The organism is Streptomyces sp. NPDC059718 (assembly GCF_042733315.1).
GTDB lineage: Bacteria > Actinomycetota > Actinomycetes > Streptomycetales > Streptomycetaceae > Actinacidiphila.
Map to the genome: position 1 here is coordinate 61220 of NZ_JBHWGA010000016.1, position 23965 is coordinate 85184.

The 23965-nt window shown below is 73.8% G+C and carries 23 protein-coding genes and 1 pseudogene; 16 read left to right on the forward strand and 8 right to left on the reverse strand.

Annotated features, from left to right (window positions below; genetic code table 11):
• Positions 1–122 precede the first annotated feature (122 nt).
• Together ACFV3E_RS19545 and ACFV3E_RS19550 are read left to right on the forward strand one after the other, a co-directional pair.
• Positions 123–1790 (forward strand): IclR family transcriptional regulator domain-containing protein, encoded by a 1668-nt coding sequence (locus ACFV3E_RS19545; RefSeq protein ID WP_500535743.1) that lies wholly within the window; start codon positions 123–125, stop codon positions 1788–1790.
• A 79-nt stretch (positions 1791–1869) separates the two neighbouring features.
• The gene (locus tag ACFV3E_RS19550) at positions 1870–3777 is read left to right on the forward strand and encodes a M48 family metallopeptidase (protein ID WP_500535744.1); all 1908 of its coding nucleotides are present in this window, start codon (positions 1870–1872) and stop codon (positions 3775–3777) included.
• Positions 3778–3793: 16 nt separating this feature from the next.
• On the opposite strand, the gene ACFV3E_RS19555 is transcribed toward ACFV3E_RS19550, so the two are convergent.
• Positions 3794–5188: a C39 family peptidase gene (locus ACFV3E_RS19555; protein ID WP_500535745.1), complete on the reverse strand. Its 1395-nt coding sequence runs from the start codon at positions 5186–5188 to the stop codon at positions 3794–3796.
• Positions 5189–5480: 292 nt separating this feature from the next.
• Between ACFV3E_RS19555 and ACFV3E_RS19560 the strand changes: the two genes are divergently transcribed.
• The gene (locus ACFV3E_RS19560; RefSeq protein WP_500535746.1) at positions 5481–6653 is read left to right on the forward strand and encodes a sialidase family protein; all 1173 of its coding nucleotides are present in this window, start codon (positions 5481–5483) and stop codon (positions 6651–6653) included.
• Positions 6654–6745: 92 nt separating this feature from the next.
• A pseudogene (locus tag ACFV3E_RS19565) lies at positions 6746–6874 on the forward strand (chaplin); the annotation flags it as partial.
• A gap of 82 nt (positions 6875–6956) precedes the next feature.
• On the opposite strand, the gene ACFV3E_RS19570 reads toward ACFV3E_RS19565, so the two are convergent.
• The 3 genes from ACFV3E_RS19570 to ACFV3E_RS19580 are packed head-to-tail and all read right to left on the reverse strand — an operon-like array spanning position 6957 to position 10242.
• Positions 6957–8054 carry a threonine aldolase family protein gene (locus ACFV3E_RS19570; protein ID WP_500535747.1) on the reverse strand — a complete coding sequence of 366 codons (1098 nt, stop codon included), beginning with the start codon at positions 8052–8054 and terminating at the stop codon, positions 6957–6959.
• Positions 8033–8797, reverse strand: coding sequence for an SDR family oxidoreductase (locus tag ACFV3E_RS19575; protein WP_500372573.1), 765 nt, complete (start codon positions 8795–8797; stop codon positions 8033–8035). The genes ACFV3E_RS19570 and ACFV3E_RS19575 overlap by 22 nt, the downstream gene beginning before the upstream one ends.
• A gap of 26 nt (positions 8798–8823) precedes the next feature.
• Positions 8824–10242 (reverse strand): DUF6421 family protein, encoded by a 1419-nt coding sequence (locus ACFV3E_RS19580; protein WP_500535748.1) that lies wholly within the window; start codon positions 10240–10242, stop codon positions 8824–8826.
• Between the two features lie 228 nt (positions 10243–10470).
• Here ACFV3E_RS19580 and ACFV3E_RS19585 point away from each other — a divergent pair, with 228 nt between their 5' ends.
• The 4 genes from ACFV3E_RS19585 (at position 10471) to ACFV3E_RS19600 (ending at position 13798) form a co-directional block, all read left to right on the forward strand.
• Positions 10471–11166 (forward strand): glycerophosphodiester phosphodiesterase, encoded by a 696-nt coding sequence (locus ACFV3E_RS19585; protein ID WP_500535749.1) that lies wholly within the window; start codon positions 10471–10473, stop codon positions 11164–11166.
• Between the two features lie 99 nt (positions 11167–11265).
• Positions 11266–12177, forward strand: coding sequence for an ABC transporter substrate-binding protein (locus tag ACFV3E_RS19590; RefSeq protein ID WP_500535750.1), 912 nt, complete (start codon positions 11266–11268; stop codon positions 12175–12177).
• Positions 12174–13049: an amino acid ABC transporter permease gene (locus ACFV3E_RS19595; protein WP_500535751.1), complete on the forward strand. Its 876-nt coding sequence runs from the start codon at positions 12174–12176 to the stop codon at positions 13047–13049. The genes ACFV3E_RS19590 and ACFV3E_RS19595 overlap by 4 nt, the downstream gene beginning before the upstream one ends.
• Positions 13046–13798, forward strand: a complete 753-nt coding sequence (locus tag ACFV3E_RS19600) for an amino acid ABC transporter ATP-binding protein (protein ID WP_500535752.1) — start codon at positions 13046–13048, stop codon at positions 13796–13798. Before ACFV3E_RS19595 ends, ACFV3E_RS19600 begins: the two co-directional genes overlap by 4 nt.
• An 8-nt stretch (positions 13799–13806) precedes the next feature.
• On the opposite strand, the gene ACFV3E_RS19605 is transcribed toward ACFV3E_RS19600, so the two are convergent.
• Together ACFV3E_RS19605 and ACFV3E_RS19610 are read right to left on the reverse strand one after the other, a co-directional pair.
• A complete protein-coding gene (locus ACFV3E_RS19605; RefSeq protein ID WP_500363691.1) occupies positions 13807–14352 on the reverse strand; it encodes a GNAT family N-acetyltransferase in 546 nt (181 codons plus the stop codon).
• Between the two features lie 40 nt (positions 14353–14392).
• Positions 14393–15229, reverse strand: a complete 837-nt coding sequence (locus ACFV3E_RS19610; RefSeq protein ID WP_500535753.1) for a hypothetical protein — start codon at positions 15227–15229, stop codon at positions 14393–14395.
• A gap of 73 nt (positions 15230–15302) precedes the next feature.
• Between ACFV3E_RS19610 and ACFV3E_RS19615 the strand changes: the two genes are divergently transcribed.
• The gene (locus ACFV3E_RS19615) at positions 15303–15689 is read left to right on the forward strand and encodes a VOC family protein (protein WP_500363694.1); all 387 of its coding nucleotides are present in this window, start codon (positions 15303–15305) and stop codon (positions 15687–15689) included.
• A gap of 10 nt (positions 15690–15699) precedes the next feature.
• On the opposite strand, the gene ACFV3E_RS19620 is transcribed toward ACFV3E_RS19615, so the two are convergent.
• Both ACFV3E_RS19620 and ACFV3E_RS19625 read right to left on the reverse strand, forming a co-directional pair.
• On the reverse strand, positions 15700–16863 hold the full coding sequence (locus ACFV3E_RS19620; RefSeq protein ID WP_500535754.1) for a CaiB/BaiF CoA transferase family protein: 1164 nt from the start codon (positions 16861–16863) through the stop codon (positions 15700–15702).
• On the reverse strand, positions 16860–18332 hold the full coding sequence (locus tag ACFV3E_RS19625) for an aminotransferase-like domain-containing protein (RefSeq protein WP_500535755.1): 1473 nt from the start codon (positions 18330–18332) through the stop codon (positions 16860–16862). The genes ACFV3E_RS19620 and ACFV3E_RS19625 overlap by 4 nt, the downstream gene beginning before the upstream one ends.
• On the opposite strand from ACFV3E_RS19625, the gene ACFV3E_RS19630 reads away from it, so the two are divergent.
• The 7 genes from ACFV3E_RS19630 to ACFV3E_RS19660 all read left to right on the forward strand — a co-directional run bounded on the left by ACFV3E_RS19630 (position 18331) and on the right by ACFV3E_RS19660 (position 23950).
• On the forward strand, positions 18331–19236 hold the full coding sequence (locus tag ACFV3E_RS19630; protein WP_500535756.1) for a DMT family transporter: 906 nt from the start codon (positions 18331–18333) through the stop codon (positions 19234–19236). The two genes, ACFV3E_RS19625 and ACFV3E_RS19630, sit on opposite strands and share 2 nt — an antisense overlap.
• Before the next feature lie 102 nt (positions 19237–19338).
• A complete protein-coding gene (locus ACFV3E_RS19635) occupies positions 19339–19938 on the forward strand; it encodes a DUF5134 domain-containing protein (RefSeq protein WP_500535757.1) in 600 nt (199 codons plus the stop codon).
• A 72-nt stretch (positions 19939–20010) separates the two neighbouring features.
• The gene (locus ACFV3E_RS19640; protein WP_500535758.1) at positions 20011–20949 is read left to right on the forward strand and encodes a M56 family metallopeptidase; all 939 of its coding nucleotides are present in this window, start codon (positions 20011–20013) and stop codon (positions 20947–20949) included.
• 10 nt (positions 20950–20959) lie between these two features.
• Positions 20960–21670, forward strand: coding sequence for a phosphatase PAP2 family protein (locus tag ACFV3E_RS19645; RefSeq protein ID WP_500535759.1), 711 nt, complete (start codon positions 20960–20962; stop codon positions 21668–21670).
• 162 nt (positions 21671–21832) lie between these two features.
• Complete coding sequence (locus ACFV3E_RS19650; protein ID WP_500535760.1) at positions 21833–22366, forward strand: SMI1/KNR4 family protein; 534 nt, start codon at positions 21833–21835, stop codon at positions 22364–22366.
• A gap of 64 nt (positions 22367–22430) precedes the next feature.
• The gene (locus tag ACFV3E_RS19655) at positions 22431–23126 is read left to right on the forward strand and encodes an HAD family hydrolase (protein WP_500535761.1); all 696 of its coding nucleotides are present in this window, start codon (positions 22431–22433) and stop codon (positions 23124–23126) included.
• Between the two features lie 167 nt (positions 23127–23293).
• Positions 23294–23950 (forward strand): TetR/AcrR family transcriptional regulator, encoded by a 657-nt coding sequence (locus tag ACFV3E_RS19660; protein ID WP_500535762.1) that lies wholly within the window; start codon positions 23294–23296, stop codon positions 23948–23950.
• The last annotated feature ends 15 nt before the right edge of the window (positions 23951–23965 follow it).

Consider the following 23965-nt stretch of genomic DNA (forward strand, 5'->3'; position numbering starts at 1 on the left):
TTGTTCGTCCAGTGAACTTAAGTTCACAATTGCGTGTGCCCGAGTGTGATCCTCGGGCGCCCGCTCTGTCAACGTTCCGGGGCGGTACGGTTTCGACGACGTTCCGCCACGCTGGAGTGCTGATGACACCGCTGACCACCGCGACCGCTCCCCCGCCGCAGGAGGCCGTCGGCCCCCTCGTCCGGGGACTGGCGGTGCTGCGCGAGCTGGCCGCGGCCGACGGCCGGCGCTCGGTCGGCGACCTCGTGCGGGCCACCGGCCTGGCGCGGTCCACGGTGGACCGGGTGGTCAGCACGCTCGTCCGTACCGGCTACCTGCGGGTCGAGGGCCGGGACGCCGTCCTCGCCCCCCGGCTGATGGAACTCGGCAACGCCTACCTCGCCGCCAGCCGCTTCCCCGACCTGCTGGGACCGCTCGCCGACGCCCTCGCCGACGGCCTGGACGAGTCGGTGTCCATCGCCGTGCCGGACGGCGACGGGGTCCGCTTCGTCCACCAGGCGACCCGTCGCCGCGCGATGTCCCTGACCTTCCGCATCGGCGACCAGCTGCCGGCCGAGCGCGGCGCCCCCGGGGCGGTCTTCGCCGGCGACTGGGACGACGCCGGATGGGGGCGCTGGCGCCACCGCCGCGCGGCGGACCCGCTGGACACCGGTTTCCCCGCGCTGCCCCGCGGCCACGGGGACGCCGCCGCCTCCTTCCCGGAGCGGGTCGCCGCCGCGCGTACCCACGGCTGGTCGGCGGACGACCAGCTGATCGAGCCGGGACTGATCGCCGTCGCCGTGCCCGTACGGGACACCGCCGGGAAGCCGGTGTGCGCGGTGAGCGTGGTCAGCCACACCAGCAGGCACAGCGCCGAGTCGCTGCGCGAGGCCGTGCTGCCCCGGCTGCGGGAGACGGTCGCGGCCATGGAGGACGCCCTCTCGCGACCCGGCGACGCCCCCGCCCCCTCCCCCGCCGACGCGTCGCCCTCGCCCGCCGCCTGGACGCGGGCCTCCAAGCAGGAGCTCGGGCCGGAGTTCGTGGAGTCCCTGGCCCGCGGGCTCGCCGTGCTCACCGCCTTCGGCGGGGGCCGGGCCGAACTCCCCCTCACCGCCGTCGCCGAGGCCACCGGGCTGGCCCGGGCCACCGCGCGGCGCTCCCTCATCACCCTGGAGCACCTGGGCTACGTCGCCTCCGAGGGCCGCCTCTTCCGGCTCACCCCGCACGTGCTGGAGCTGGGCTGCGCCCACCTGTCGCGGCTGACGCTCCCCGAGATCGCCCGGCCCCATCTGATCGAACTGGTCGGGGCGGTGCACGACTCCGCGTCGATGGCGGTGCTGTCCGGCGAGCACATCCAGTACGTGGCGCGCGTGCCCACCGTCCGCATCATGAGCGTCAACATCACGGTCGGCACCCGCTTTCCCGCCTACGCCACCGCGATGGGCCGCGTCCTGCTGGCGGGGCTGCCCGCCCGGGAACGCGCGGCACACCTCGCGCGCACCGGCTTCACACGGCTGACCCGGCACACCGTCACCGACGCACCGCGTCTGGCCCGCGTACTCGACGAGGTCGCCGCCGAGGGGCACGCCCTGGTCAGCGAGGAACTGGAGGAGGGCCTGCGGTCCATCGCCGTCCCCGTCCGCGACCGCGGCGGCCGGGTGGTGGCCGCGGTCAACGTCTCCATGCACGCCAGCCGCCGCTCCGTGGAGCAGTCGCGCTCGGAACTGCTGCCCCCGCTCCTCGAGGCCGCCGCGCGCATCGGCGACGACCTGTGCGTGGTGGGCCGCTACGCGCGCGTACCGGTGGGCTGAGGGGCCTGTGGACAAGTGGTCCACGCCGTCCGCGAGCGGGCATCATCGAGGGACACGGGGGACGCGGAGGGGGTGACCGATGAGCGCGGTGTGGGCGTCGTTACGGGCGCTGTTGGCGATCGTGCTGCTGGCGGGTCTGGTCGTGCTGATCGGCGGGCTCGGGCTCGGCGTGCTGGGTCTGCTCGGTCTCTTCCTGCTCGCGGCCCGGGACGGTCACGCCGACCTCGCCATGCGCGGTGTCATCGTCGCGGCGGCCGCCGTCCCGCTGCTGCTGAGCATCGTCCAGGGGCTGGGCGCGATCACCCGGGCGGCGCCGCTGCGGGCGGACGCGGTACCGGTGTCCCGCGAAGAGGCTCCCGCGCTGTGGGAGCTGGCCACCGGCATCGCCTGGCGGGTCGGGGCGCGCCCGCCGGACGTGCTGCTGCTGACCGGGGACGTCAACGCGTCCGTGTCCGAGGACGGGGCCGCGCTGGGCCTGCTGTCCGGGCAGCGCCGGCTCCACCTGGGCCTGCCCCTGCTGGCGAGCCTCACCCACGCGGAGCTGAGGGCCGTGCTGGCCCACGAGTTCGGCCACTTCTCCCACCGCCACACGCGCTTCGGGGCCGTCGCGTACCGGTGCGACGCCGCCCTGGCCACGACCCTCGGCCAGTGGAACACCGGGACGAGGTGGTTCTCCGTCCCGCACCTCGTGGTGCGCGGCTCCGTACGGCTGTACGCGCTGGTCTTCCGGTGGCTCACCTTCGCGGTACGGCGCCGGCAGGAGCTCGAGGCGGACCGCACGGCCGCGCGCCTGGCCGGGCGCGAGGTGACGGCGTCGGCGCTGCGCGCGACGCACGGCACCGCGGTGGCGTGGCGGAGGTTCCAGCGGGAATGGCTCGATCCGGCCGCCCTGGTGGGGATGCACCCCGACAACCCCTACCTGGCGTTCCGTTCGCTCCTCGGCGAGCTGGGCGTCCGGCGCGTACCGGTGGACGACGACCGCATCCGCTCGCGCCGGCGCGACTCGCACCCGCCGCTCGGTCTCAGGCTGCGCCGTCTCCGGGAACTCGACGTCCCGCCCGGGGAGGACGACGGGAGCGGCGCGCTCCGGCTGCTCCCCGAGGACGTGGGACGTGTGCTCGAGGAACTGCGCGGTCCGCCGGCCCACAGCCGCACGACCGTCCCCTGGGAGCGCTGGATCGAGCTCTCCGCCAACCGTGTGGCGGGCACACGTGCCTGGGACCTCCTGCGTGCCGCGTCGCGCGCGACCGGGGAGCGGCTCCCCGGGCTGGACACCGTGCTGCACCTGCTCGCCGACGCCGGACCGGGCGCACTGGCCCGGGAGTTCGACGGCACCGGCGAGGAGCTGGCGCAGGCGCTGCACGCGCTGGTGGGCCACACCTTGCTCCGGGAGGGGCGGGCCGCCTGGGTCCCGCTGTGGGGCGGGAGCACCCGCCTGGTGTGCGACGGCCTGGCCGACGACGGGCTGCGCGTGCTCGTCACGGAGGCGCTCTCCGAGCCGCCCCAACTCGACCGGCTGCGGCTCCACCTCACGCTCCTGGACGTGGACCCCGACCGCTCGGGGCCCCCCGATCCGGCGCATCCGTGGCTGGCGGAGGAGCCGGGCGGCGCGAAGGAGCCGTCGTTCCAGGGATGGCGGTTCACGACCGTGGTGGACCCGGACGCGGAGCAGCAGAGGAAGCACCAGACCCGCGTGGGGCTCGTGACGGTCGGCGCCGCCGCTCTCGTCGGGATCGTCGTGGCGATCGCCGGCGGCGGCGACGACACGACGCCGTCGCCCGGCGGGACGCCCTGTCACGTCGTCAACGGCAGCCTGGAGTGCGGCCCGGGCCTACCCGGCGCGACCGGCTACCAGCCGGCCCAGGACTGGCGGACGGCTTTCCCTTCGTACCACCCGACCTACCCGACCTACCTACCGAGCCTGCTGCCCGTCCCGAGCGTCAGCTTCTCGCTGCGCCCGCTCGCACCCGTGGCCTCCGGCGGCTGACCGCAGCCGCCGGGATCTAGAGCACCCCGATCCGCTGCAGTGCCCGGGCCTGGCGGCCCGAGGGCCGCAGGGGCCAGTACAGGTAGCAGACGCCGCCCGTGCCGCTGCGCAGCTGCCCGTCGGCGGTGTAGCGCTTCGTCCTGAGCCAGATGGTCTCGAACTGGGACCGCTTGTAGACCCGGCGCACCGAGGCGTCGTCGGGGCTCGCGGGGTCGTTGGCGATGACGTCGCCGTCGGCGGTGAAGCCGATGACGCACATCAGGTGCCCGGAGGTCCCGTACCCCGCGCCGTCGAGTTCACCGGCGAGGAAGGACTGGGACGTTATCACCGGGATGCCGGCCCTGATCAGCAGTTCGATGTCGTTCAGGCCGCGCAGCCGGGTGATGACGCCGACCATGTCGTGGTACGTGGCCGCGTAGGCCGCGTTGAACGGCCAGTTGCCGCAGCCCTCGTACTGGTTGTCGTAGGTGTAGCGGGCGGCGTGGTCGACCTGGGGGTCCGCGTAGGACGGGTCGACCCAGGCCAGGTCGGCGGCGGCCGGCTTGCGGCCCCAGTACTCGATGACCATCTGGGAGCCCGTCGGGCTGCACCAGGCCTCGCCGCCGTTGTCGTACTGCGGGTACTGCCCCTTGTGGATCTCCTGCGAGTAGCGCGGCACGGGCAGTTCGACCCCCCTTCCCACGCCCGGCACGGACGCCGGCACCGTGAAGCGGTCCGGGACGTCGGAGGCCATGGCGCCGAGCCGCCAGACGGTGGGGGTGACCCGGGAGCCGGGGGTGCGCAGCAGGGTGAGCCGCAGGCGGTACGAGGCGAGCCGCAGGCCCGAGGCGGGGTCGTCGAGGGAGAGGGTGTCGGTCCAGACGCTGCTCCTGCCGTCGCTCTGGTCGTCGACGGAGGTGCGCTTGATGTCGGCGTCGCCGGAGGCCCAGCGGCCCATCACGTACCAGGGGGACCGGCTGCCGTCGGTGTACGTGGCGCCCAGCTCGACCTGGATCCAGGTGCCGGGCGGCGTGCGGGCGTTCCAGGAGGCGACGATCTCGGTCGCCGGGTGCCGCGGGGTGTGCTCGGGGGAGGTCCAGGTGGCGGTCTCCCACGTGGCGGTGATCCGGGTGTGCGGGTCGGTGTACTCCATCGTGCCGGTGGGCCGCAGGATCGCCACGCCGGGGCGCGGACCGGGCACGACACCGGTGCCGGAGCCCCGTCCGCGGTGCCAGTCGGCCCATCGCGTCCAGGCCCGGTAGTCCACGGCGGCCGCGTCGTCGTCGTGGGCGCCCGGCGTGCCCACCACGTCGTCGGCCAGGTCGCAGTCGTCCGCGCCGGACGCGGCCAAGGCCCGCGGGGCGGTCGTCGCAGCGGCTGCCGCCGCGATGGCGGCGGCCAGCACCGTACGACGTGGGGTCGGTCGGGTCATGGCGGGTGTCCCCCTGTCATGGGCATGGACGACAGGTGCACAACTATCGCTCCACGCGGGCTTTTCGACCAGCGCCCCCGAAAGGATCCGGGCATGTTCATTGGTCGACACCTCTGACACAGACAATGGCGGGACCCGGTAAACCGTCAAGCATATCCGCCGCCGTTTCGGCCTAATTCCTCATATTGAACTACCGGAAAAACATCGAACGGAGTGTCATACGGCGACTCGGGCCGACCGGTGAGAATGTGGCGCCGCTGGCCGACCGCACGCCGCCCGGAGGAATCGCCCGATGACACTCGCCGCCGCCAGGGGCAGACGCACGCTGGCCGGCCTCGCCCTGCTGATCACCGGGGCCGCCGGGTGGCAGGCGTCCGCGGGCGAGGCGGCCACACCGCTCCCGGCCGCCTGCGCGACGTCGGTGCCCTTCCGGTCCGGGACGCAGGGGTACCACACCTTCCGCATCCCGGCGGTCGTACGCATCGGCGGGACCACCGTCCTCGCCTTCGCCGAGGGGCGCCGCAACTCCGGGGCGGACGACGGTGACATCGACGTCGTGCTCCGGCGCTCCTACGACGACGGCTGCACCTGGGAGCCGCTCCAGATGATCGCGGACGCCGGTACCGAGACCTTCGGCAACCCCGCCCCGGTGGTGGATCCCCGCACCGGGCGCGTCGTGCTGCTGATCTGCCGCGACACCGGCCCGGAACGGCTCGTCTACGAACTGCACAGCGACTCGGGCGGCCTGGCCTGGTCCCCGCCCCGCGACATCACCTCCGAGGTCAAACCCGCCAACTGGCGCTGGTACGCGACGGGTCCGGGGCACGCCATCGCCCTGAGGAGCGGCCCGCACGCCGGACGCCTGCTGGTGCCCGCCAACCACACGTCCGTCCTGGCCGGCGTGACGGTGCACGGCGCCCACGCGCTCTACAGCGACAACGGCGGCCAGGACTGGCACATCGGCTTCGTCCAGGCGCTCCCCGGCGACTGGCTGAACCTCAACGAGAGCACGATGGCCGAACTCCCCGGCGGCCGGATCTACGTCAACAGCCGTGACGACCGCGGGTTCTCCGCCCCCACCCGTGCCGACGCCTACAGCTCCGACGGCGGGCTCAGCATCGACGGCATCTTCCGGCCGCAGGGCGCCCTGGAGGGTCCCGAAGTGCAGGGCAGCGTACTGCGCACCCAGGACGGGACGCTGCTGTACTCGGGCCCGGCCGACCCCGCGAAACGCCGAAGGATGACCCTCCGCGTCAGCGGGGACCAGGGCGCCTCGTGGACGTCCGAACCCCCCATCGGCGAACGTCCCGCGGCCTACTCCGACCTCGTCGAACTCGCCGACGGCACGGTCGGTCTGCTCTACGAGACCGGGATCACCTCTCCGTACGAGTCGTTGACGTTTGCCCGGTTGACGCAAGGGCCGAACGGCTGGATTCCCACATCCGGTGCCCTCAGGGGTCGTTGATCGGGGTCCAGCGAACGATCGTCCACCAGGAGAACGAATGAGGCGCATCGCGAAGGCCGCGGCCCTGACCGCTGTCGCCGGCTCGCCCGGTGTCGCCAGGTGTCGCCAGCGGCAACGTCATCCGGATCCCGGTCAGCGTGCCGATCAACCTGTGCGGCAACACCGTCGACATCATCGCGCTGCTCAACCCCGCGCTCGGCAACGCCTGCGTCAACGCGTGATCCGGTGCCCCCACGAGGGGCACGGAAAGAACGCGCAGAGGGGCGTACGGGAAATCCCGTACGCCCCTCTGGCTTTTCGGGTTCAGGCGGAATGGGCGGCCATTTCCTCGGCCAGCGCCGCCGCGAAGGAATCCACGTCATCCTCCGTGGTGTCGAACGAGCACATCCAGCGGACCTCACCGGTCGACTCGTCCCAGAAGTAGAAGCGGTAGCGCTTCTGCAGCCGTTCGCTGACCTCACGCGGCAGCCGCGCGAAGACCGCGTTGGCCTGGACGGGGCGGACGACGGTGACGCCCTCGACGGCGCGGACGGCCGACTCCAGGCGCCGGGCCATCGCGTTGGCGTGACCGGCGCTGCGCAGCCACAGGTCACCGGCGAGCAGCGCCTCGAACTGCACCGAGACGAAGCGCATCTTGGAGGCGAGCTGCATGGACAGCTTCCGCAGGTGCTTCATCGCCCGCACCCGCTCCGGGTTCAGCACCACGACGCACTCGCCCAGCAACAGCCCGTTCTTGGTGCCGCCGAAGGAGAGGACGTCCACGCCCGCGTCGGTGGTGAACTCCCGCAGCGGCACCCCGAGGGTGGCCGCGGCGTTGGCGATCCGCGAGCCGTCGAGGTGGACGGCGAGGCCCCGTTCGTGGGCGTGGTCGCAGATCGCGCGGATCTCCTCGGGCGTGTAGCAGGTGCCCAGCTCGGTGGACTGCGTGATCGAGACGACCTGCGGCTGCGCGCGGTGCTCGTCGTCGAAGCCCCAGGCCTCCCGGTCGATCAGCTCGGGGGTGAGCTTGCCGTCCGGGGTGGGCACGGTGAGCAGCTTCAGGCCGCCCATCCGCTCCGGGGCGCCGCCCTCGTCCACGTTGATGTGGGCGGAGGCGGCGCAGACGACCGCGCCCCAGCGCTCGGTCAGCGCCTGCAGGGCCACGACGTTGGCGCCGGTGCCGTTGAAGACCGGGAAGGCCTCGGCCCGCGGGCCGAAGTGGCCGCGGAAGACCTCTTGCAGATGGGCGGTGTAGTCGTCCTCGCCGTAGGCGGCCTGGTGGCCGCCGTTGGCGAGCGCGATCGCCGCCAGCACCTCGGGGTGGACGCCCGCGTAGTTGTCGCTGGCGAAGCCCCGGACCCGGGGGTCGTGGTGCCGGACCGCGTCGGTCGGGGGTGCGGTCACGGGCGGGGTGTCAGCCACTGGCGGGTTCCGTTCACTTCCTCGGCGGGCCGGTTCCACACGTCGGCGATGGCGTCGGCCAAATCGGTCACATCGGTGAAGCCCGCGAACTTGGCGTTCGGGCGCTCCTTGCGCATCTGCTCGTGCACCAGGGCCTTGATCACCAGCACGGTGGCCGCGGCGCTCGGGGCGTGCTCGCCCGCGAGCTTGCGGAAGGAGTCTCCCATGGCCAGCGTCCACGCCTCGGCCGCGGCCTTGGCCGCGGCGTACGCGGCGTTGCCCGCGGTGGGCTGGGTGGCCCCGGCGGCGCTGATCAGCACGTAGCGCCCGAAGGGGCTGGAGAGCAGCCCGTCGTGGAAGGCGAGCGAGGTGTTCTGGACGGTGCGGATGAGGAGCTTCTCCAGGAAGTCCCAGTCCGCGAGGTCGGTCTCCTGGAAGGAGGCCGATCCGCGCCAGCCGCCGACCAGGTGGACCATGCCGTCGATCCGGCCGTGCTCCTTCTCGATCCGGCCCGCCCACTCGCGGGTGGCGTCCAGGTCGAGGAGGTCGACGATGTCCCCGGTGATCCCGGCGCCGCCCGCGTCGAAGCGGGCCAGGTCCACGGCCTCGGCGAGCCGCTCCGGGTTGGCGTCCGCGGCGATGACCCAGGCGCCGGCACGGGCCAGCCGCTGCAGCGTCGCGCGTCCGGCGGGGCCGCCGGCCCCCGCCACCGCGATCACGGCTCCGGCCAGGGGTCCCCTGGCCGCCTCGTTGGCTTCCGTCATCTCCGCCGCCTCCTCGCCTGGATCGGTCACGCGGCCACCTGACCCGTGCCGCGGGCCGTGATGCCCTTGGTCGAGGCGATCACATCACGCAGCTTCTTGGCCAGGGCCTCGTAGAACATGCTGAGCGGAAATTCGTCCGGCAGCACGTCGTCCACGAGCTTCCGCGGCGGCTGGTCGAGGTCCAGGGCCTCCGGGCCCTTGGCCCAGACCGAACCGGGGTGCGGTGAGAGGTAGTCGGCGACGAGGTCGTAGGCGGCGAACCAGTGCACGAGCTTGGGGCGGTCGATGCCGTCCCGGTAGAGCTTCTCGATCTCGGCGCACAGCTGGTTGGTCACCTGCGGGGCGCGCTGCCAGTCGATGTGGAGCTTGTTGTCCGTCCAGCGTACGGCGTCGTGCTTGTGCAGGTACGCGAAGAGCAGCTGGCCGCCGAGGCCGTCGTAGTTGCGGACGCGGTCGCCGGTGACCGGGAAGCGGAAGAGGCGGTCGAAGAGGATCGCGTACTGGACGTAGCGGCCCATGCCGTGGCCCTCGCCCTCCAGCTTCACGGCCTCCTTGAAGGTCGTGAGGTCGCAGCGCAGCTCCTCCAGGCCGTACATCCAGAACGGCTGCCGCTGCTTGATCATGAAGGGGTCGAAGGGCAGGTCGCCGTGGCTGTGCGTGCGGTCGTGGATCATGTCCCACAGCGTGAAGGTCTGCTGGCTGAGGTCCTGGTCCGCCAGCAGTTCCTCGGCGTCCTCGGGGAGCGCGAGACCGAGGGTGTCCACGGCGGCGTGGCTCACGGCGCGGAAGCGGGCGGCCTCGCGGTCGCAGAAGATGCCGCCCCAGGTGAAGCGCTCGGGCGCCTCGCGGACGGCGACGGTCTCGGGGAAGAGCACCGCGGAGTTCGTGTCGTACCCGGGGGTGAAGTCCTCGAAGGTGATCGGCACGAAGAGGGGGTTGTCGTAGCGGGTGCGCTCCAGCTCGGACAGCCACTGCGGCCAGACGACGCGCAGCGCGACGGCCTCCAGGTTGCGGTCCGGGTTGCCGTTCTGCGTGTACATCGGGAACACCACGAGGTGCTCCAGGCCGTCCTGGCGGTCGGCCGCGGGGTGGAAGGCCAGCAGCGAGTCGAGGAAGTCCGGCACCGCGAAGCCGCCCTCGGCCCAGCGGCGCAGGTCCACGACCAGGGCCTCGTGGTAGGCCTTGTCGTGCGGCACGAGCGGGGAGAGGTCCTCGACGGCGCGGACCACCCGGTCCAGGGCGCTCTCGACGGCGGTGCGCCCGGGCGCACCCTCCGTGGAGAAGTCGACCGAGCCGTCCTTGCTCTGCCAGGGACGGATCTCCTCCACCGCCTGCTTCAGGACCGCCCACGCCGGATGCCGGACAATGCCGCCGCCGGACACACCGGTCTCGCTGGTGGCTGCGCTGTCTATCGATGCCGCTGCCGGCGACAGAATTTCCGTCATGACCCCTCCTTCGCTGAAGAACCTCTTGTCGGCTCACCGTATATACGGCAGCTTCTCCCGTTCAAGTGGAGGCGGAGGAGATTTTTCCGCGGGAAGGGCCCCGGACCGTGGATCTTCCTGCGGGCTGCCGCGCCGTTCATCCCGCGTTCGGCCCTGTGCCGCAAGGGGCCGCTAGGCTGCGAGCGTCCCGTCGATCACCCGCAGCACCCAGCACGGAAGCGATCCCCCTTGAGTTTTCTCACCGTCGGCCATCGCGGTGTCATGGGCGTCGAGCCCGAGAACACCCTCCGCTCCTTCGTCCGCGCCGAGCGCGAGGACATGGACCAGATCGAGCTCGACCTGCACCTCAGCAAGGACGGCGCCCTGATCGTCATGCACGACGTGAAGGTCGACCGCACCACGGACGGCTCCGGGCCGATCGGCGACCTCACCCTGGACGAGTTGCGCGAGCTGGACGCGGGCGGCGGTGAGCGGATCCCGGTGTTCGAAGAGGTCCTGGACGCGGTCGGCAAGCCGATCCAGGCCGAGATCAAGGACGTCGCGGCGGCCCGCGTACTGGCCGAGGTGATGCGCGAGCGCGACCTGGTCGAGCGCGTCGACGTGCTGTCCTTCCACGACGAGGCGCTCGCCGAGATCCGCGAGTGCCTGCCCGACGTGCGCACCGTGCTGGTCGCCCAGGGCCCCATGGGCGCGGAGATCGTCACCCGGGCCCAGGCGGTCGGCGCGAAGCTCGTCAGCCTGAGCCTGCGGCGGATCAGCCTGGCGCTGGTGCAGGAGTGCCACCGCGCGGGGATCTCGGTGATCGCCTGGACCGTGAACACCCCCGCCGACCTCGCGCTGGCACGGGCCCTCGGCCTCGACGGCGTCGTCACCGACATGCCGGCCGTCAAGCGCGCGGTCGAGGGCGGCCTCACCGACTGGTGACCCGCCCGCCCCGCAACACGCCCGACACAACCGTCCGGCATGCGGGATCCGGCCACGATGTCGTGGACATCCGGCGCCCGGCGGTGCCAATGTCCCGCCATGCGTACCGCATTCGCCCTCCGGGTTCCCGCGCGCCTCACCTCCGCCGCGGCGGTCCTCGTCCTCGGCCTCACCGCGGCGGCGTGCGCCCCGCAGGAGGACTCCGCCTCCCGCGGCCCCTCGTCGCCCGCAGGCTCCGCCCCGGCCTCGGCCGGGGCGTCCTGCGCACCGGGCAAGCTGGACACCCGTACCGCGGAGGTCCTGACGATCGGCACCGACAACCCCGCCTACGCCCCCTGGTTCCAGGACAACAAGCCGGCCAACGGCAAGGGGTACGAGTCCGCGGTCGCCTACGCGGTGGCGAAGCGGCTGGGCTACGGCAAGGGCGCCGTCACCTGGCGGACGGTCGCCTTCAACAACGCCTTCGCCCCCGGCGCCAAGGCCTTCGACTTCGACATCAACCAGGTCTCCGTCACCGCTGACCGCAAGAAGGCCGTGGACTTCTCCTCCGGCTACTACGACGTGCGCCAGGCCGTCGTCGCCCTGAAGGACTCCCCGGCCGCGAACGCCACGGACGTCGCCGCCCTGAAGAAGGTCAAGCTGGGCGCCCAGGTCGGCACGACGAGCCTCGACCTCATCAACGACGAGATCAAGCCGGAGCGCACCGCGGCCGTCTACCAGAAGAACGACCTCGCCGTCGCCGCCCTCAAGAACGGCCAGGTGGACGCCATCGTCGTCGACCTGCCCACCGCCTTCTACATCACCTCCGCGGAACTGGACGACGCCAAGGTCGTCGGGCAGTTCGCGACCACCGCCGGCGCACAGGAGCAGTTCGGCCTCGTCCTGGACAAGGGCAGCCCGCTCACCGCCTGCGTCACCGAAGCCGTCGACGCCCTGCGGGCGGACGGCACGCTCGCGAAGCTGGAGCAGCAGTGGCTGTCCGACGCGGTCGGCGCACCGGTGCTCAAGTGACGCTCGGCGAGGAACTGCACAAGGACGCGTACACGCCGTCGCAGCGGCGCCTGGAGCGGGAGCGCCACCGGCGGGCCCGCACGCGCCGCGCGACGGCGATCGCCGCGACGAGCACCCTGGTCACAGTGGCGGTGCTCTACCTGGGCATCACGGGCTCCCCCGGCTGGCCACGGGTCCGGGAGACCTTCCTCAGCGGCCACTACGCGCGCCTCGCCCTGCCCAAGGTCCTCGACGGCCTGCTCCTCAACCTGCGGCTGCTGGTGATCTGCGGCGCGATCGTGCTGGTCCTCGGCCTGCTGCTGGCCGTGGTCCGGACGCTGCGCGGTCCGGTGTTCTTCCCGCTCCGGGCTCTGGCGGTCGCGTACGTCGACTTCTTCCGCGGCCTGCCGCTGATCATCTGCCTGCTGGCGGTGATCTACGGAGTCCCGGCGCTGCGCCTGCAGGGGGTGCCCACGAACCCGGTCGTGCTGGGCGGCGCGGGTCTGGTGCTCACCTACTCCGCCTACGTGGCCGAGGTCTTCCGGGCGGGCATCGAGAGCGTCCACCCGAGCCAGCGCGCCGCCGCCCGCTCGCTGGGGCTGAGCGGTGCGCAGACCCTCCGGCACGTGGTCCTGCCGCAGGCCGTGCGGCGTGTCGTGCCACCGCTCCTGAACGACCTGGTGTCCTTGCAGAAGGACACCGGCCTGGTCTCCATCGCGGGGGTGATCGACGCCGTCTACGCGGCGCAGATCATCACCAGCCAGACCTTCAACTACACGCCCTACGTCGTGGCCGGGCTGGTCTTCGTGGCCCTCACCATCCCCATGACCCGGTTCACCGACTGGGTCACCGCGCGCATGAACCGGCGCCAGTCGCAGGGAGGCACCGTATGACCGAGGCACCCGTCCTGCGGCTGGAGTCGGTCCGCAAGGGCTTCGGCGGCTCCCTCGTGCTGCGGGACGTGGATCTGGAGGTCCCGCAGCACACGGTCACCGCCCTGATCGGCGCTTCCGGCTCGGGGAAGTCCACGCTGCTGCGCTGCGCCAACCTCCTGGAGGAGGTCGACGACGGCGCGATCTTCCTGGACGGCGAGGAGATCACCCACCCACGGGCCGACCCGGACGCGGTCCGGCGGCGCATCGGCGTGGTCTTCCAGGCGTACAACCTCTTCCCGCACATGACGGTGCTGGACAACATCACCCTGGCACCGCGCCGCGTGCACGGCGCCCCCCGCCGCGACGCCGAGGCGCGGGCCCACGAATTGCTCGGCCGCCTCGGTCTCGACGGCAAGGCGCGTGAGTACCCGGACCGGCTCAGCGGCGGGCAGCAGCAGCGGGTGGCGATCGTCCGGGCGCTGGCGGTCAGGCCCCGGCTGCTGCTGCTCGACGAGATCACCGCGGCGCTCGACCCCGAACTGGTCGGCGAGGTGCTGGGCGTCGTCCGGGACCTCAAAGAGGACGGCATGACCATGCTCATCGCCACCCACGAGATGGGCTTCGCCCGCGAGGTCGCCGACCAGGTGTGCTTCCTCGACGGCGGCGTGGTGCTCGAACGCGGCACGCCCGCCGACGTCTTCGGCGCGCCCGCGCACGAGCGCACCCGGCGTTTCCTGTCGCGGATCGTCGAGGCCGGGCGGCTCTGAGGCGGCCGTCAGCCGAGCTGCTTGACCAGCAGCTCGAAGGCGAGGTCGTCGCGCGTGGGCAGCCCGAACCGCGCGTCGCCGTACGGGAAGGGGCTGGTGCGGCCGGTCCGCGCGTAGCCGCGGCGCACGTACCAGGCGATCAGGTCCTCGCGCTGCGTGATCACCGTCATGTGCATCTCGTCCGCCGCCCACTCCTCGCGGGCCCGCCGCTCCGCCTCGGCGAGGACCACCTTGCCCAGACCGCCGCCCTGCAGGGCCGGGCGCACGGCGAACATCCCGAAGTAGGCGTGCCCGTCGCGGTTCTCCAGCTGGCAGCAGGCCACGACGACGCCGTCCGCCTCGACCGCGAGGATCAGGCTGCGCTCGCCGTCGATGACGGCCGCCACGCCCTCGGGATCGGTGCGCTGGCCCTCGAGCAGGTCCGCCTCCGTCGTCCACCCGGTACGGCTGGCCTCGCCGCGGTACGCCGACTCGATCAGCGCGACGAGGGCGGGGACGTCCTCACGGGTTGCGGTGCGGAAGACGGGACGGGCGACGGGCTGCGCGGTCTCCATGGCGGGGGTGTCCTCTCTGCGGCGGCGGCTCGTCCCGAGGCTAGCCGGTCGTGTCCGGAGGCGGCACGAAACCCCTGGCCCGTACGTGCCGCACGAACTCCTCGGGCGGCGCGCACCCGCGCCGGCGCACCCACTGCTCCCAGGCCAGGTCCCACGTCCAGGTGCCGTCGGTGGCCCGCCCGAGGCGGACGTACTCATGCGGCCCCTCGGAGAGCGGATCCGGAGCGGGGCTCCCGGCGATGACGAGGATCCGGCCCCCCGCAAGGTAGTCGGCGAGCGGCTCGCGCAGTTCCCCGGGCAGGCTCCCCGGGACGAGAAGCACCTGACGGCCCCTGCCGCGGCCGACGCGGGCGGGCGCTGCGGTGCGGACGGGGTGGCCTTGGGCGGCCGGGTTGGCGGGCCACCGACGCCCGGGCGCGGTGGCCACGAAGCGCTCCTCGCCCGTGGGCGGTTCCCCGGCCTCCAACGTGACGGCGAACCCGCCCTCCCTCAGACGGGCGGCCAGCAGCGCCGTCTCCGGCTCCGTTCCCCGCTCGCCCTCCCCGGCGAGCGCGCGCAACCGGCCGCGGACCTCGGCGAGCGGCACGCCGAACACCTCCCGCACCGTCTTGAGCGCACGCGCGCCCGCGGCGCCGGGGAGCGGCTCGGCGCGCAGCACCACCTCGCCGTGTGCGGCGACCAGGGCGGCACTGACGTACGCGGGGACATCGTCGCGGCCGCACTCCGCCTCGACGGACCCGCACGCCTCGCAGGCGCCCTCCACGCTCCAGTGCGCCACGCCGTCGATGACGACCACGCCGGCGTGGCAGCCGGCCTCGGCGCCGCAGCGGGTGCAGGTCCTGAAGAGCGGGGCGATCGCGCCGGGGCCGTGGTCCATGCGGGGCAGCCTCGCGGAAGCGGGGGCGCCGTGTCAGCCGGTTTTCGCGGCGGCGCGTGGGTAGCTTCGGGCCGTGACGAACGTACTGAGCAGCAGGATCCTGCTCCGGCCGACCGATCTCGACAGGTCCCGCGCCTTCTACCGCGACGACCTGGGACTGGCGGTCTACCGCGAGTTCGGGCCGTGGGAGGAGCGCGGCACCGTGTTCTTCCTGGGCGGGGGCTTCCTGGAGGTCTCGGGGCACGCCGACGGGCCGCCCGCCCCCGGGCTCCAGCTGTGGCTCCAGGTCGAGGACGTGGCGCAGTGCCACCGCCGGTTCGCCGGGCGCGGGGTCCGGATCGTGCGGGAGCCCGTGAAGGAGCCCTGGGGGCTGATCGAGATGTGGATCGAAGATCCGGACGCGGTACGGATCTGCGTGGTGGAGGTCCCCGCGGACCACCCTCTGCGCTACCGGGCGTAGGGCTCCGCGGTCACGAGTCGAGCCAGGCCGTGATGTCGTCGGTGTGCTCGCCCAGGCGGGGTGGGCGTCGGTCGTAGCGGGGCGGGGTGCGGGAGAGGCCGATCGGGTTCGCCGTGACGTCCAGGGCGGGTCCGTCACCGTGGAGCGTGGCGCGCGGGGCGAGCCCGAGCCGTTCGGCGAGGCCGAAGGCCTGGGCCAGGTCGTTGACCGGACCGCAGGGCACCCCCAGCGGCGTCAGGCGGTCGAACCACTCGGCCGCGGTGCGCCCGCGCAGCGACCGGCCGAGCCGCTCGGCGAGTTCACCGGCGTGGGCGACGCGGTCGGCGTTGGAGGCGTAACGGGGGTCGCGGGCGAGCTCCGGTGCGTCCAGGCCCTCGCACAGCGCCGCGAACTGCCGGTCGTTGCCGACGGCGACGGCCAGGGGGCGGTCCGCGGCGTGGAAGACCTCGTACGGCGCGATGGAGGGGTGGCGGTTGCCCAGGATGCCCGGCACGACTCCCGCGAGGGTGTAGCCGCCCGCCTGGTTGACCAGGCTGGACAGCAGGCAGGAGAGCAGGTTGACCTCGACGTGCTGTCCCTCGCCGGTCGCGTCCCGGTGGCGCAGTGCGGCCAGCACGCCGATCGCCGCGTGCAACCCGGTGAGCACGTCGACGAGGGCCACCCCGGCCTTGACCGGCTCCCCGGGGCCGGGCCCGGTGACGCTCATGAGGCCGCCGACCGCCTGGACCAGCAGGTCGTAACCGGGCAGGGCCGCGCCTTCGCCGGTGCCGAAGCCGGTGACGGAGCAGTAGACGACACCGGGGTTGAGGGACCGGGCCGCGTCGTGGCCGAGGCCGTACTTGTCCATGGTGCCGGGGCGGAAGTTCTCGAACAGGACGTCGGCGCGGCGCACCAGTTCCGCGGCCCGCCGGCGGTCCGTGGCGTCGCGCAGGTCGAGCGCGACCGAGCGCTTGTTGCGGTTGACGGACAGGAAGTAGGTGGACTCCCCGTACGCGTGGGGCGGCCCCCAGGCCCGGGTGTCGTCGCCGGTGTCCGGGTGCTCGACCTTGACGACGTCGGCACCGAGGTCGGCCAGCATCATCGTGGCGTAGGGCGCGGCCAGGACGCGCCCGAAGTCGGCGATCAGCACGCCGGACAGGGGTGCCGCCGGTGCGGGGACGTCCGTGCCGGTCATCGGGCCACCCCGTCCGTGCCCGCCCCGTCGACGCCGGTCTCGGCGCAGGCCGCGGCGAACCGGCGGACGCCCTCGGCGATCTCCTCGGTGCCGCTGGTGTCGGCGAAGCTGAGGCGGACGTACGGGGCCGGGGCCTCGGCGGCGAAGTAGGGGCGGCCGGGAGCGACGGCGGTGCCGGCGCGCAGCGAGGCGGCGGCGAGGGCGGACTCGTCCGTGCCGTCCGGGAGCCGCAGCCAGAGCTGGTAGCCGCCGACCGGGACGCGGACGCGGGACACCAGGACCGGCAGTTCGCGGTGGAGGGCGGCGAGCATCGCGTCACGGCGGTCGCGCAGGCCCGCGGAGACGGCGCGCAGATGGCGGGGCCAGGCGGGGGCGCCGACGAGTTCGAGGGTGGCCTCCTGCAGGGGGCGCGGCACGAAGAAGCTGTCGACGATCTGGATGGCGCGCAGCCGCTCCATGACCGGGCCGCGGGCGACGAGGGCGCCGACGCGCAGGCTGGGCGAGGTGGGCTTGGTCAGCGAGGTGACGTGGACGACGGTGCCGTAGGGGTCGTCCACGACCAGGGGCGGCGGCGGTTCGGCGCCGTGGCCGAGGCGCCGGGCGAAGTCGTCCTCGACGAGGAAGGCCCCGGCGGCGTGGGCGATCTCGGTGATCCGCCGGCGGCGGTCGGCGGCGAGGACGGCGCCGGTGGGGTTCTGGAAGAGCGGCTGGCAGAAGAAGACCCGGGCGCCGGTGGCGGCGAAGGCGTCGGCGAGCAGGTCCGGGCGCACGCCGTCGTCGTCCATGGGGACGGGGACGGGACGCAGCCCGGCCGCGCGGGCGACGGCCATGGCGCCCGGGTACGTCGGCGACTCGACCAGTACCGGCGAGCCGGGCGGGGCGAGCGCGCGCAGCGCGGTGGTGAGCGCGGCCTGGCCGCCCGCGGTGACCAGGACGTTGGCGGGGCCGAGGGTGCCGCCGGGGCCGCCGACCTCGCGTGCGAACCAGGCCCGTAGCGCGGTCAGTCCCTCCAGCGGTGGCATCTCCCAGGCGCCGGGGCGGCGGGCGGCGCGGGCGAGCGCGGCCCCGAGCGCCTGCTCGGGCTGGAGCGAGGGGTGCAGATAGCCGCCGTTGAAGGCGATCACCCCGGGCGGCGGGACGGCGAGGCTGGCGGTCACGCCGGAGGCGTCGACGACCCTGGGCGTGGATTCGCCGTGCTCCTCGACGGTGAGGGCGACCTGCTGCCAGGAGGTGTCGACCGGACGCGGGCCGTCGGCGACGCGCTGGGCACGGTAGGCGCCCGCGCCGGGGCGGGTGACGACCAGGCCCTCGGCGGCGAGCGCGGCCAATGCCCGGGAGACCGTGACCGGGCTGACGCCGAAGCGCTCGACGAGGACACGGCTCGACGGCAGCTTCTCGCCGGGCGAGTAGCGGTGGAGCTCATCTCTCAGGGTGTCCCCAACATTTCCCGAACTGCTACCGTTGGTCATGACAGCACACAATAGCGCTACCGCCGTCCCGTCGATAGCGGTCGGGAGCCGTACGGGTGGCACCGCCCTCGCCGGGCTGGGCGTCGCCGCCTTCTCGCTGACCTTTCCCGCGACACACTGGGCGCTCACAGGGCTCGGCCCCTGGTCCGCCACCACCGTCCGGGGTGTGCTGGCCGCGGCCGTGGCGGGGGCCTGCCTGGCCGCCGCGCGGGCTCCGCTGCCCGACCGCCGCCACTGGGCGGCGCTCGCGGTCGTGGCGCTCGGTGTCGTCCTCGGTTTCCCCCTGCTGACCACCCTGGCGCTGCGCACCACCGACACCTCGCACGCCGCCGTCGTCGTGGGCGCGCTGCCGCTGGTCACCGCCGTGCTGGCCGCCGTACGCGTCGGGACACGTCCGTCGGTGCCCTTCTGGTCGGCCGCGGTCGCGGGCGGGGCGGTCGTGGTGTGCTTCGCCCTGTGGCAGGGCGGCGGCTCCCTGACCACGGGTGACCTCTTCCTCTTCGCGTCGCTGCTGGTCTGCGCGGCCGGTTACGTCGAGGGCGGACGGCTGGCCTCGGTCATGCCGGGCTGGCAGGTCATCGGGTGGGCGCTGGTCGGAGCGCTGCCCCTGACGGTGCCGGCGGCGGGGGTGGCGCTCGCGCTCGAGCCGGTGCACCTCGGCGGCCGGGCGGTGGCCGGGCTGCTCTGGGTCTCGGTGGTGTCCCAGTTCCTCGGGCTGATGGTCTGGTACCGGGGCATGGCCGCCATCGGCGTCGCGCGCGCCAGCCAGTTGCAGCTGGCCCAGCCGTTGCTGACGCTGGTCTGGGCGGCCGCGCTGCTCGGCGAGGACCTGGGCGCGCTGACCGCACCCGCGGCGCTGGCGGTCCTCGTCTGCGTGGCGGTCACCCAGCGGGCCCGCAGCTGAGGCCGCGGGCGGCCCGGCCGCGCTCCCCCGGTACCCCCGTGCGCTGGAGTGTGCGCCGCCGGGTCCGGGCATCCTCCGGGAAGGAGCCGAAGGAGGCCGCTCATGCACGGACCGCCGCTGGTGGCCTGGCTGCTCGTGGTGCTGGGCGCCGCCACGGGGGCGTACTGCCTGTTCCGCACCCGGCGCGGCTGCCCCGGCACCGGGCCCGACCAGCGTCGGGTGGCGCGTGCGGAGGCGCTGATGGGGATGGGCATGGCCGTGATGGCGGTGCCGGTGTCCGTCCTCGATCCGCCGCAGTGGGTCGCCGCGGCCTTCGGTCTGGTCTTCGGCGCGGCGGCGGTGCGCGCGCTGCTGCTGGCCCGGCACGACGCGCACCATCTGCACCATGCCGTCGGCGCGGGGGCGATGGTCTACATGGCGGTGGCCATGGCCGGGGCGGGCGCCGCGGGTGCCGCCGGCGGCGCGGCCCACGCCGGTCACGCGCCCGCGGGCACGCCCGCGACGACCGGGCTGCTGCTGGCGTACTTCGCGATATACGTCCTGGCGGCGGGCGTCCGACTGCTCTCGGTGCCCGTCACCGTCACGGCGGCCGGTGCGGCTCCGGCCGGAGGCGTCGTGCCGGTGGCGCACGCGCCCGAACTGGCCTCGGCGTGCCGCGTGTCCATGGCGATAGGGATGTTCGCCATGCTCCTGACGCTCTGACGGCAGTGAGGCGCGTCACTTTCCCCTCGAAGAACGTACCCGTGTGCGGTGACGCCCTCATAGTGTGGCGGCATGACCGTCCCGCTCGCGCTGCTCCTGCTCGGTGCGGTGGCGGCCGCCATGGCCCCACGCCTGCTCACCCGCGCCGCCTGGCCCGAGCGGGAACCGGTGCTGGCCCTGTGGGTGTGGCAGTGCGTGATCGGCGCGGTCCTGCTGTGCCTGTTCCTGGCCATGGCCCTCAGCGCCTCCGCCACGTGGACCTGGCTGCGCGAGGGACTGTTCGCCTTCGCGCCCCATGACGTCGTCGACGCGTACGAGCTGCCCGGTTACGGGCCGTGGGCGGGTTATCTGGCGGTCCTGCTGGCCTGCGGCGGCATCTGGACGGCGGCCATGCTCGCCCGGGAGATCCGCAGGGCCGGCGCCCGGCAGCGGGCGCGCCGCGCCGAACTGCGGGCCCGCTCGCCGCGGCTGCCCGGTGAGGCGGCCGCCTCCGACGAGCGGCTGGTCGTCCTGGAGAGCGACCGCCCGGACGCCTGGTGGCTGACCGGCCCGCGGCCGCAACTGGTCATCACCACGGCTGCCCTGCGTCGCCTGAAGGGACGTCAGCTCGACTCCGTCCTCGCCCACGAGCAGGGCCACGCGCGGGCCCGGCACGACGTCCTCCTGCACAGCGCCGGCGCGCTGGCCTCGGGCTTCCCGCAGGTGCCGGTCTTCGCCGCGTTCCGTGACCAGGTGCACCGGCTCGTCGAACTCGCCGCCGACGACATCGCCTCACGCCGCTTCGGGCGGCTCACCACCGCCCTGGCCCTGGTCGAACTGAACGAGGACCGCGGCGTTTTCGGCCCCTGCCCGGCACCGGACGCGCAGGTCCCGGTCCGCGTCAACCGGCTGCTGGACCCCGCGCCGCGGCTCACCCGCCTCGGCCGCGCCCGCGCGTCCGCGTGCGCGCTGCTGATCCCGGTCGTGCCGTTGCTCGTGGCCTTCGGCCCCGGAATCGGGGCGCTCACGTAGCCTCGGCTGCATGCACGCCCCTCCCGCACCGTCCGACGTCCGGGACCCCGACCGTGCCCTGCGCACCGCGTGCCTGAGCCAGTGCGCGGCGGCCTGCGCCGCCTTCCTGCTGCTGCTCGGGCTCGTCGTGGCGCGCTGGGGGCCGTTGCTGGCCGCCGACCGCGGCATCGCCGTAGAACTGCACGCCGTCGCGGTGCGGCACTCCGGCTGGACCCGGCTCAACCGCGTCCTCACCGACTGGGTCTGGGATCCGCTGACGATGCGTCTGCTGCTGCTCGCCGCCGTGGTGTGGCTGCTCGTGCGGCGCGAGAACCGCCAGGCCCTGTGGCTGGTGCTGGCCGGCACCCTGGGCTGGGTCCTCCAGCAGTCCGCCAAGGCCCTCGTCGGCCGGGAACGCCCGCGCTGGCCGGACCCCGTCGACTCGGCGGCCTACGCGGCGTTCCCCTCCGGCCACGCCATGACCGCCGCGCTCGTCTGCGGCGCCCTGTTGTGGCTGCTGCTGCTCCGCCTGCCGGCCCGCTCCCCGTGGTGCGTGGCCGCCTGCGCCGTCGCCTTTGTGTCCGTCGTCGGCGTCGGCTTCACCCGCGTCTACCTCGGCGTCCACTGGCCCTCCGACGTCCTGGGCGGCTGGCTGCTCGCGGCGGCCGTCCTCACCGGTACGGCAGCGCTCTGCGAACCGTGGCGCACGGGCGCCGTGGAGCGGGACCGTACGTCCTCGTGAGGCGCCCTGCGGCCGGCCCGGGTGGCGGGTGCCGCCCGGACGGACGGTGGCGACGCGGACCCCGCCGGTCGTGGCCGGGAGTTGTGCGGGTTCGGGGGAGATCGAGGCACCCGGGCGGCTGCCCTGCCGCGCTGTCGCTACCGGCTGGTATCCATGTGCGGCATGGACACCGAACACGCCTCCCCCGAGGACCTCGCCGCGCTCCGCGCGGCCTTCGACGTCGACGACGGCGGTGCGTCGGCGCTCGGCTGGGAGGCCGTCCACGCCTTCGAGGCGCGGCACGGGGTGGTATTGCCCGAGCCCTACCGGACGTTCGTCGCCGAGATCACCGACGGCTCCTTCCAGGGGCCTCCCGACTTCGGGCTCGTCGGCCTGGAGGAGTTGCCGGACGACTGGGGCGACGACCCGGCCGGACGCGACCTCGGCCGCCCCTTCCCCCTGACGTCGGCGTGGATCTGGGAGGACGAGGACCGGCTCGAGGAGGAACTCGCGCCGCTGCGCGCCCAGGTGTTCGACCACGGCTCGATCGTGCTCGGCACGGACGGCTGCGGCATGTACTGGCACCTCGTCGTCACCGGTCCGCAGCGCGGCAGGGTGTGGAACATCACCGGCGAGGGCGCCTGCCCGTTCGACGCGGGGTTCGCCGGCTGGGTCGGGCACTGGGCGGCCGGGAAGCCCTGGTTCGACGCCTCCTGACCGGGCCCGGCCGACACCGGGTTCCGGTGTTGACCGGGAAGCCGGGGCGGGGAGGATGGCGGGCATGACCATCAAGGGATACATGTTCGACTTCTCCGGGACCCTGCTGCGGGCCGAGCCCACCCGGCGCTGGCTGGGCACGGTGCTGGAGCGGCTGGGGATCACGCTCGGCGAGGCGGAGCTGACGGCGTACGCGGAGCGCCTGGAGCGGGCCGGCGGGCTTCCGGGCGGCGCGCCGCCGGAGCGGGTGCCGGCACGGCTGGAGCGGCTGTGGCAAGAGCGGGACCTGTCGGCGGAGCACCACCGCGCGGCGTTCACCGCGCTGGCGCGGGAGGTGGAGCTGCCGTGGGAGGAGGCCTACGGAGCCCTGTACGACCGGCACATGGAGCCCGACGCCTGGTCACCGTACCCGGACGCGATGGGGGTGCTCGGGGAGTTGCGGCGCCGGGGCGTGCCGGTGGCGGTGGTGAGCAACATCGGGTGGGACCTGCGGCCGGTGTTCCGCGCGCACGGTCTGGAAGGGCTGGTGGACGTCTTCGTCCTGAGCTTCGAGCACGGCGTCCAGAAGCCGGACCCACGGCTGTTCCGCATCGCGTGCGAGGGGCTGGGGCTGCCGCCGGAGCGCGTCGCGATGGTCGGGGACGACCGGCGTGCGGACGGCGGGGCGGCGGCGCTGGGCTGCGCGGTGCACCTGGTGGACCCCCTGCCGGTGGAGCAGCGGCCGTCGGGGTTGCTGCCGGTGCTGGACCTGACCGCGTGACGGTGGTGTGAGGGCGCCGGGCCGGGCGGCGCGGAAGTGCGGTACCCGGCGGTCCCCCGCGCCGCCGGGTACGTGCACCTCACCCCCGTGACCCGCATGAGCATGCCACTCACGCACGGTCGGCTCTGAGTATATTGGCTCTGAGCCAGTCAACGCAGGAGTAAAGCATGTCCCCTCGGCGACCGTCGGTCAATGAAGCGATGCGCCGGCGTTCACGGGAACGTCTGCTGCAGGCGACGGTCGAACTGGTGGAGGAACGCGGGTTCGAGGCCACGACGCTCGGGGACATCGCCGACCGCGCGGGTTCGGCGCGCGGTCTGGTGTCGTACTACTTCCCCGGCAAGCGGCTGCTGCTGCAGGCGGCGGCCCACCGGCTGATGCACACCGAGCTGGCCGCGGCGCTGGAGCGGGAACCCGGGCCCGCCGACGGCCGCGAGGTGCTGGCCCGGGCGATCGACGCCGTCCTGGCGCTGCCCGTGCACCATCCCGTCGTCATGCGCGCGCACATGGCCGGCATCCTCCAGGCGTCCGGGTTCAGCGAGTGCGAGGAGCGGCAGCGCCTGGCCGAGTTGCTGCTGGGCGCCGTACGGGCGTGGGGCTCGGCGGACCCAGAGGAGGACTACCGGATGCTGCGGGCCCTGCTCATGGGTGGGGTGTTCGCGCAGTTGATCCCGGGCGCGGCGATGCCGCTGCAGCGGCTGCGGGCCGACATGTTCCAGCGGTACGGCCTGCCGTGGGAACTCGGCGTGGGGGGGGGCGGCCCGCGCCCCCGGCGCACGGCCCTGGGCCGGGGGGCGGCGCGGGGGTGGGGGGGGGGGTGGTAGGTGTTGTAGGCGGGC

Coding starts and splice junctions, on each gene's coding strand:
- ACFV3E_RS19545 (WP_500535743.1), top strand. CDS start 123: ATGACACCGCTGACCACCGCGACCGCTCCCCCGCCGCAGGAGGCCGTC.
- ACFV3E_RS19550 (WP_500535744.1), top strand. CDS start 1,870: ATGAGCGCGGTGTGGGCGTCGTTACGGGCGCTGTTGGCGATCGTGCTG.
- ACFV3E_RS19555 (WP_500535745.1), bottom strand. CDS start 5,188: ATGACCCGACCGACCCCACGTCGTACGGTGCTGGCCGCCGCCATCGCG.
- ACFV3E_RS19560 (WP_500535746.1), top strand. CDS start 5,481: ATGACACTCGCCGCCGCCAGGGGCAGACGCACGCTGGCCGGCCTCGCC.
- ACFV3E_RS19575 (WP_500372573.1), bottom strand. CDS start 8,797: ATGACGGAAGCCAACGAGGCGGCCAGGGGACCCCTGGCCGGAGCCGTG.
- ACFV3E_RS19580 (WP_500535748.1), bottom strand. CDS start 10,242: ATGACGGAAATTCTGTCGCCGGCAGCGGCATCGATAGACAGCGCAGCC.
- ACFV3E_RS19590 (WP_500535750.1), top strand. CDS start 11,266: ATGCGTACCGCATTCGCCCTCCGGGTTCCCGCGCGCCTCACCTCCGCC.
- ACFV3E_RS19600 (WP_500535752.1), top strand. CDS start 13,046: ATGACCGAGGCACCCGTCCTGCGGCTGGAGTCGGTCCGCAAGGGCTTC.
- ACFV3E_RS19605 (WP_500363691.1), bottom strand. CDS start 14,352: ATGGAGACCGCGCAGCCCGTCGCCCGTCCCGTCTTCCGCACCGCAACC.
- ACFV3E_RS19610 (WP_500535753.1), bottom strand. CDS start 15,229: ATGGACCACGGCCCCGGCGCGATCGCCCCGCTCTTCAGGACCTGCACC.
- ACFV3E_RS19620 (WP_500535754.1), bottom strand. CDS start 16,863: ATGACCGGCACGGACGTCCCCGCACCGGCGGCACCCCTGTCCGGCGTG.
- ACFV3E_RS19630 (WP_500535756.1), top strand. CDS start 18,331: ATGACAGCACACAATAGCGCTACCGCCGTCCCGTCGATAGCGGTCGGG.
- ACFV3E_RS19625 (WP_500535755.1), bottom strand. CDS start 18,332: ATGACCAACGGTAGCAGTTCGGGAAATGTTGGGGACACCCTGAGAGAT.
- ACFV3E_RS19635 (WP_500535757.1), top strand. CDS start 19,339: ATGCACGGACCGCCGCTGGTGGCCTGGCTGCTCGTGGTGCTGGGCGCC.
- ACFV3E_RS19640 (WP_500535758.1), top strand. CDS start 20,011: ATGACCGTCCCGCTCGCGCTGCTCCTGCTCGGTGCGGTGGCGGCCGCC.
- ACFV3E_RS19645 (WP_500535759.1), top strand. CDS start 20,960: ATGCACGCCCCTCCCGCACCGTCCGACGTCCGGGACCCCGACCGTGCC.
- ACFV3E_RS19650 (WP_500535760.1), top strand. CDS start 21,833: ATGGACACCGAACACGCCTCCCCCGAGGACCTCGCCGCGCTCCGCGCG.
- ACFV3E_RS19655 (WP_500535761.1), top strand. CDS start 22,431: ATGACCATCAAGGGATACATGTTCGACTTCTCCGGGACCCTGCTGCGG.
- ACFV3E_RS19660 (WP_500535762.1), top strand. CDS start 23,294: ATGTCCCCTCGGCGACCGTCGGTCAATGAAGCGATGCGCCGGCGTTCA.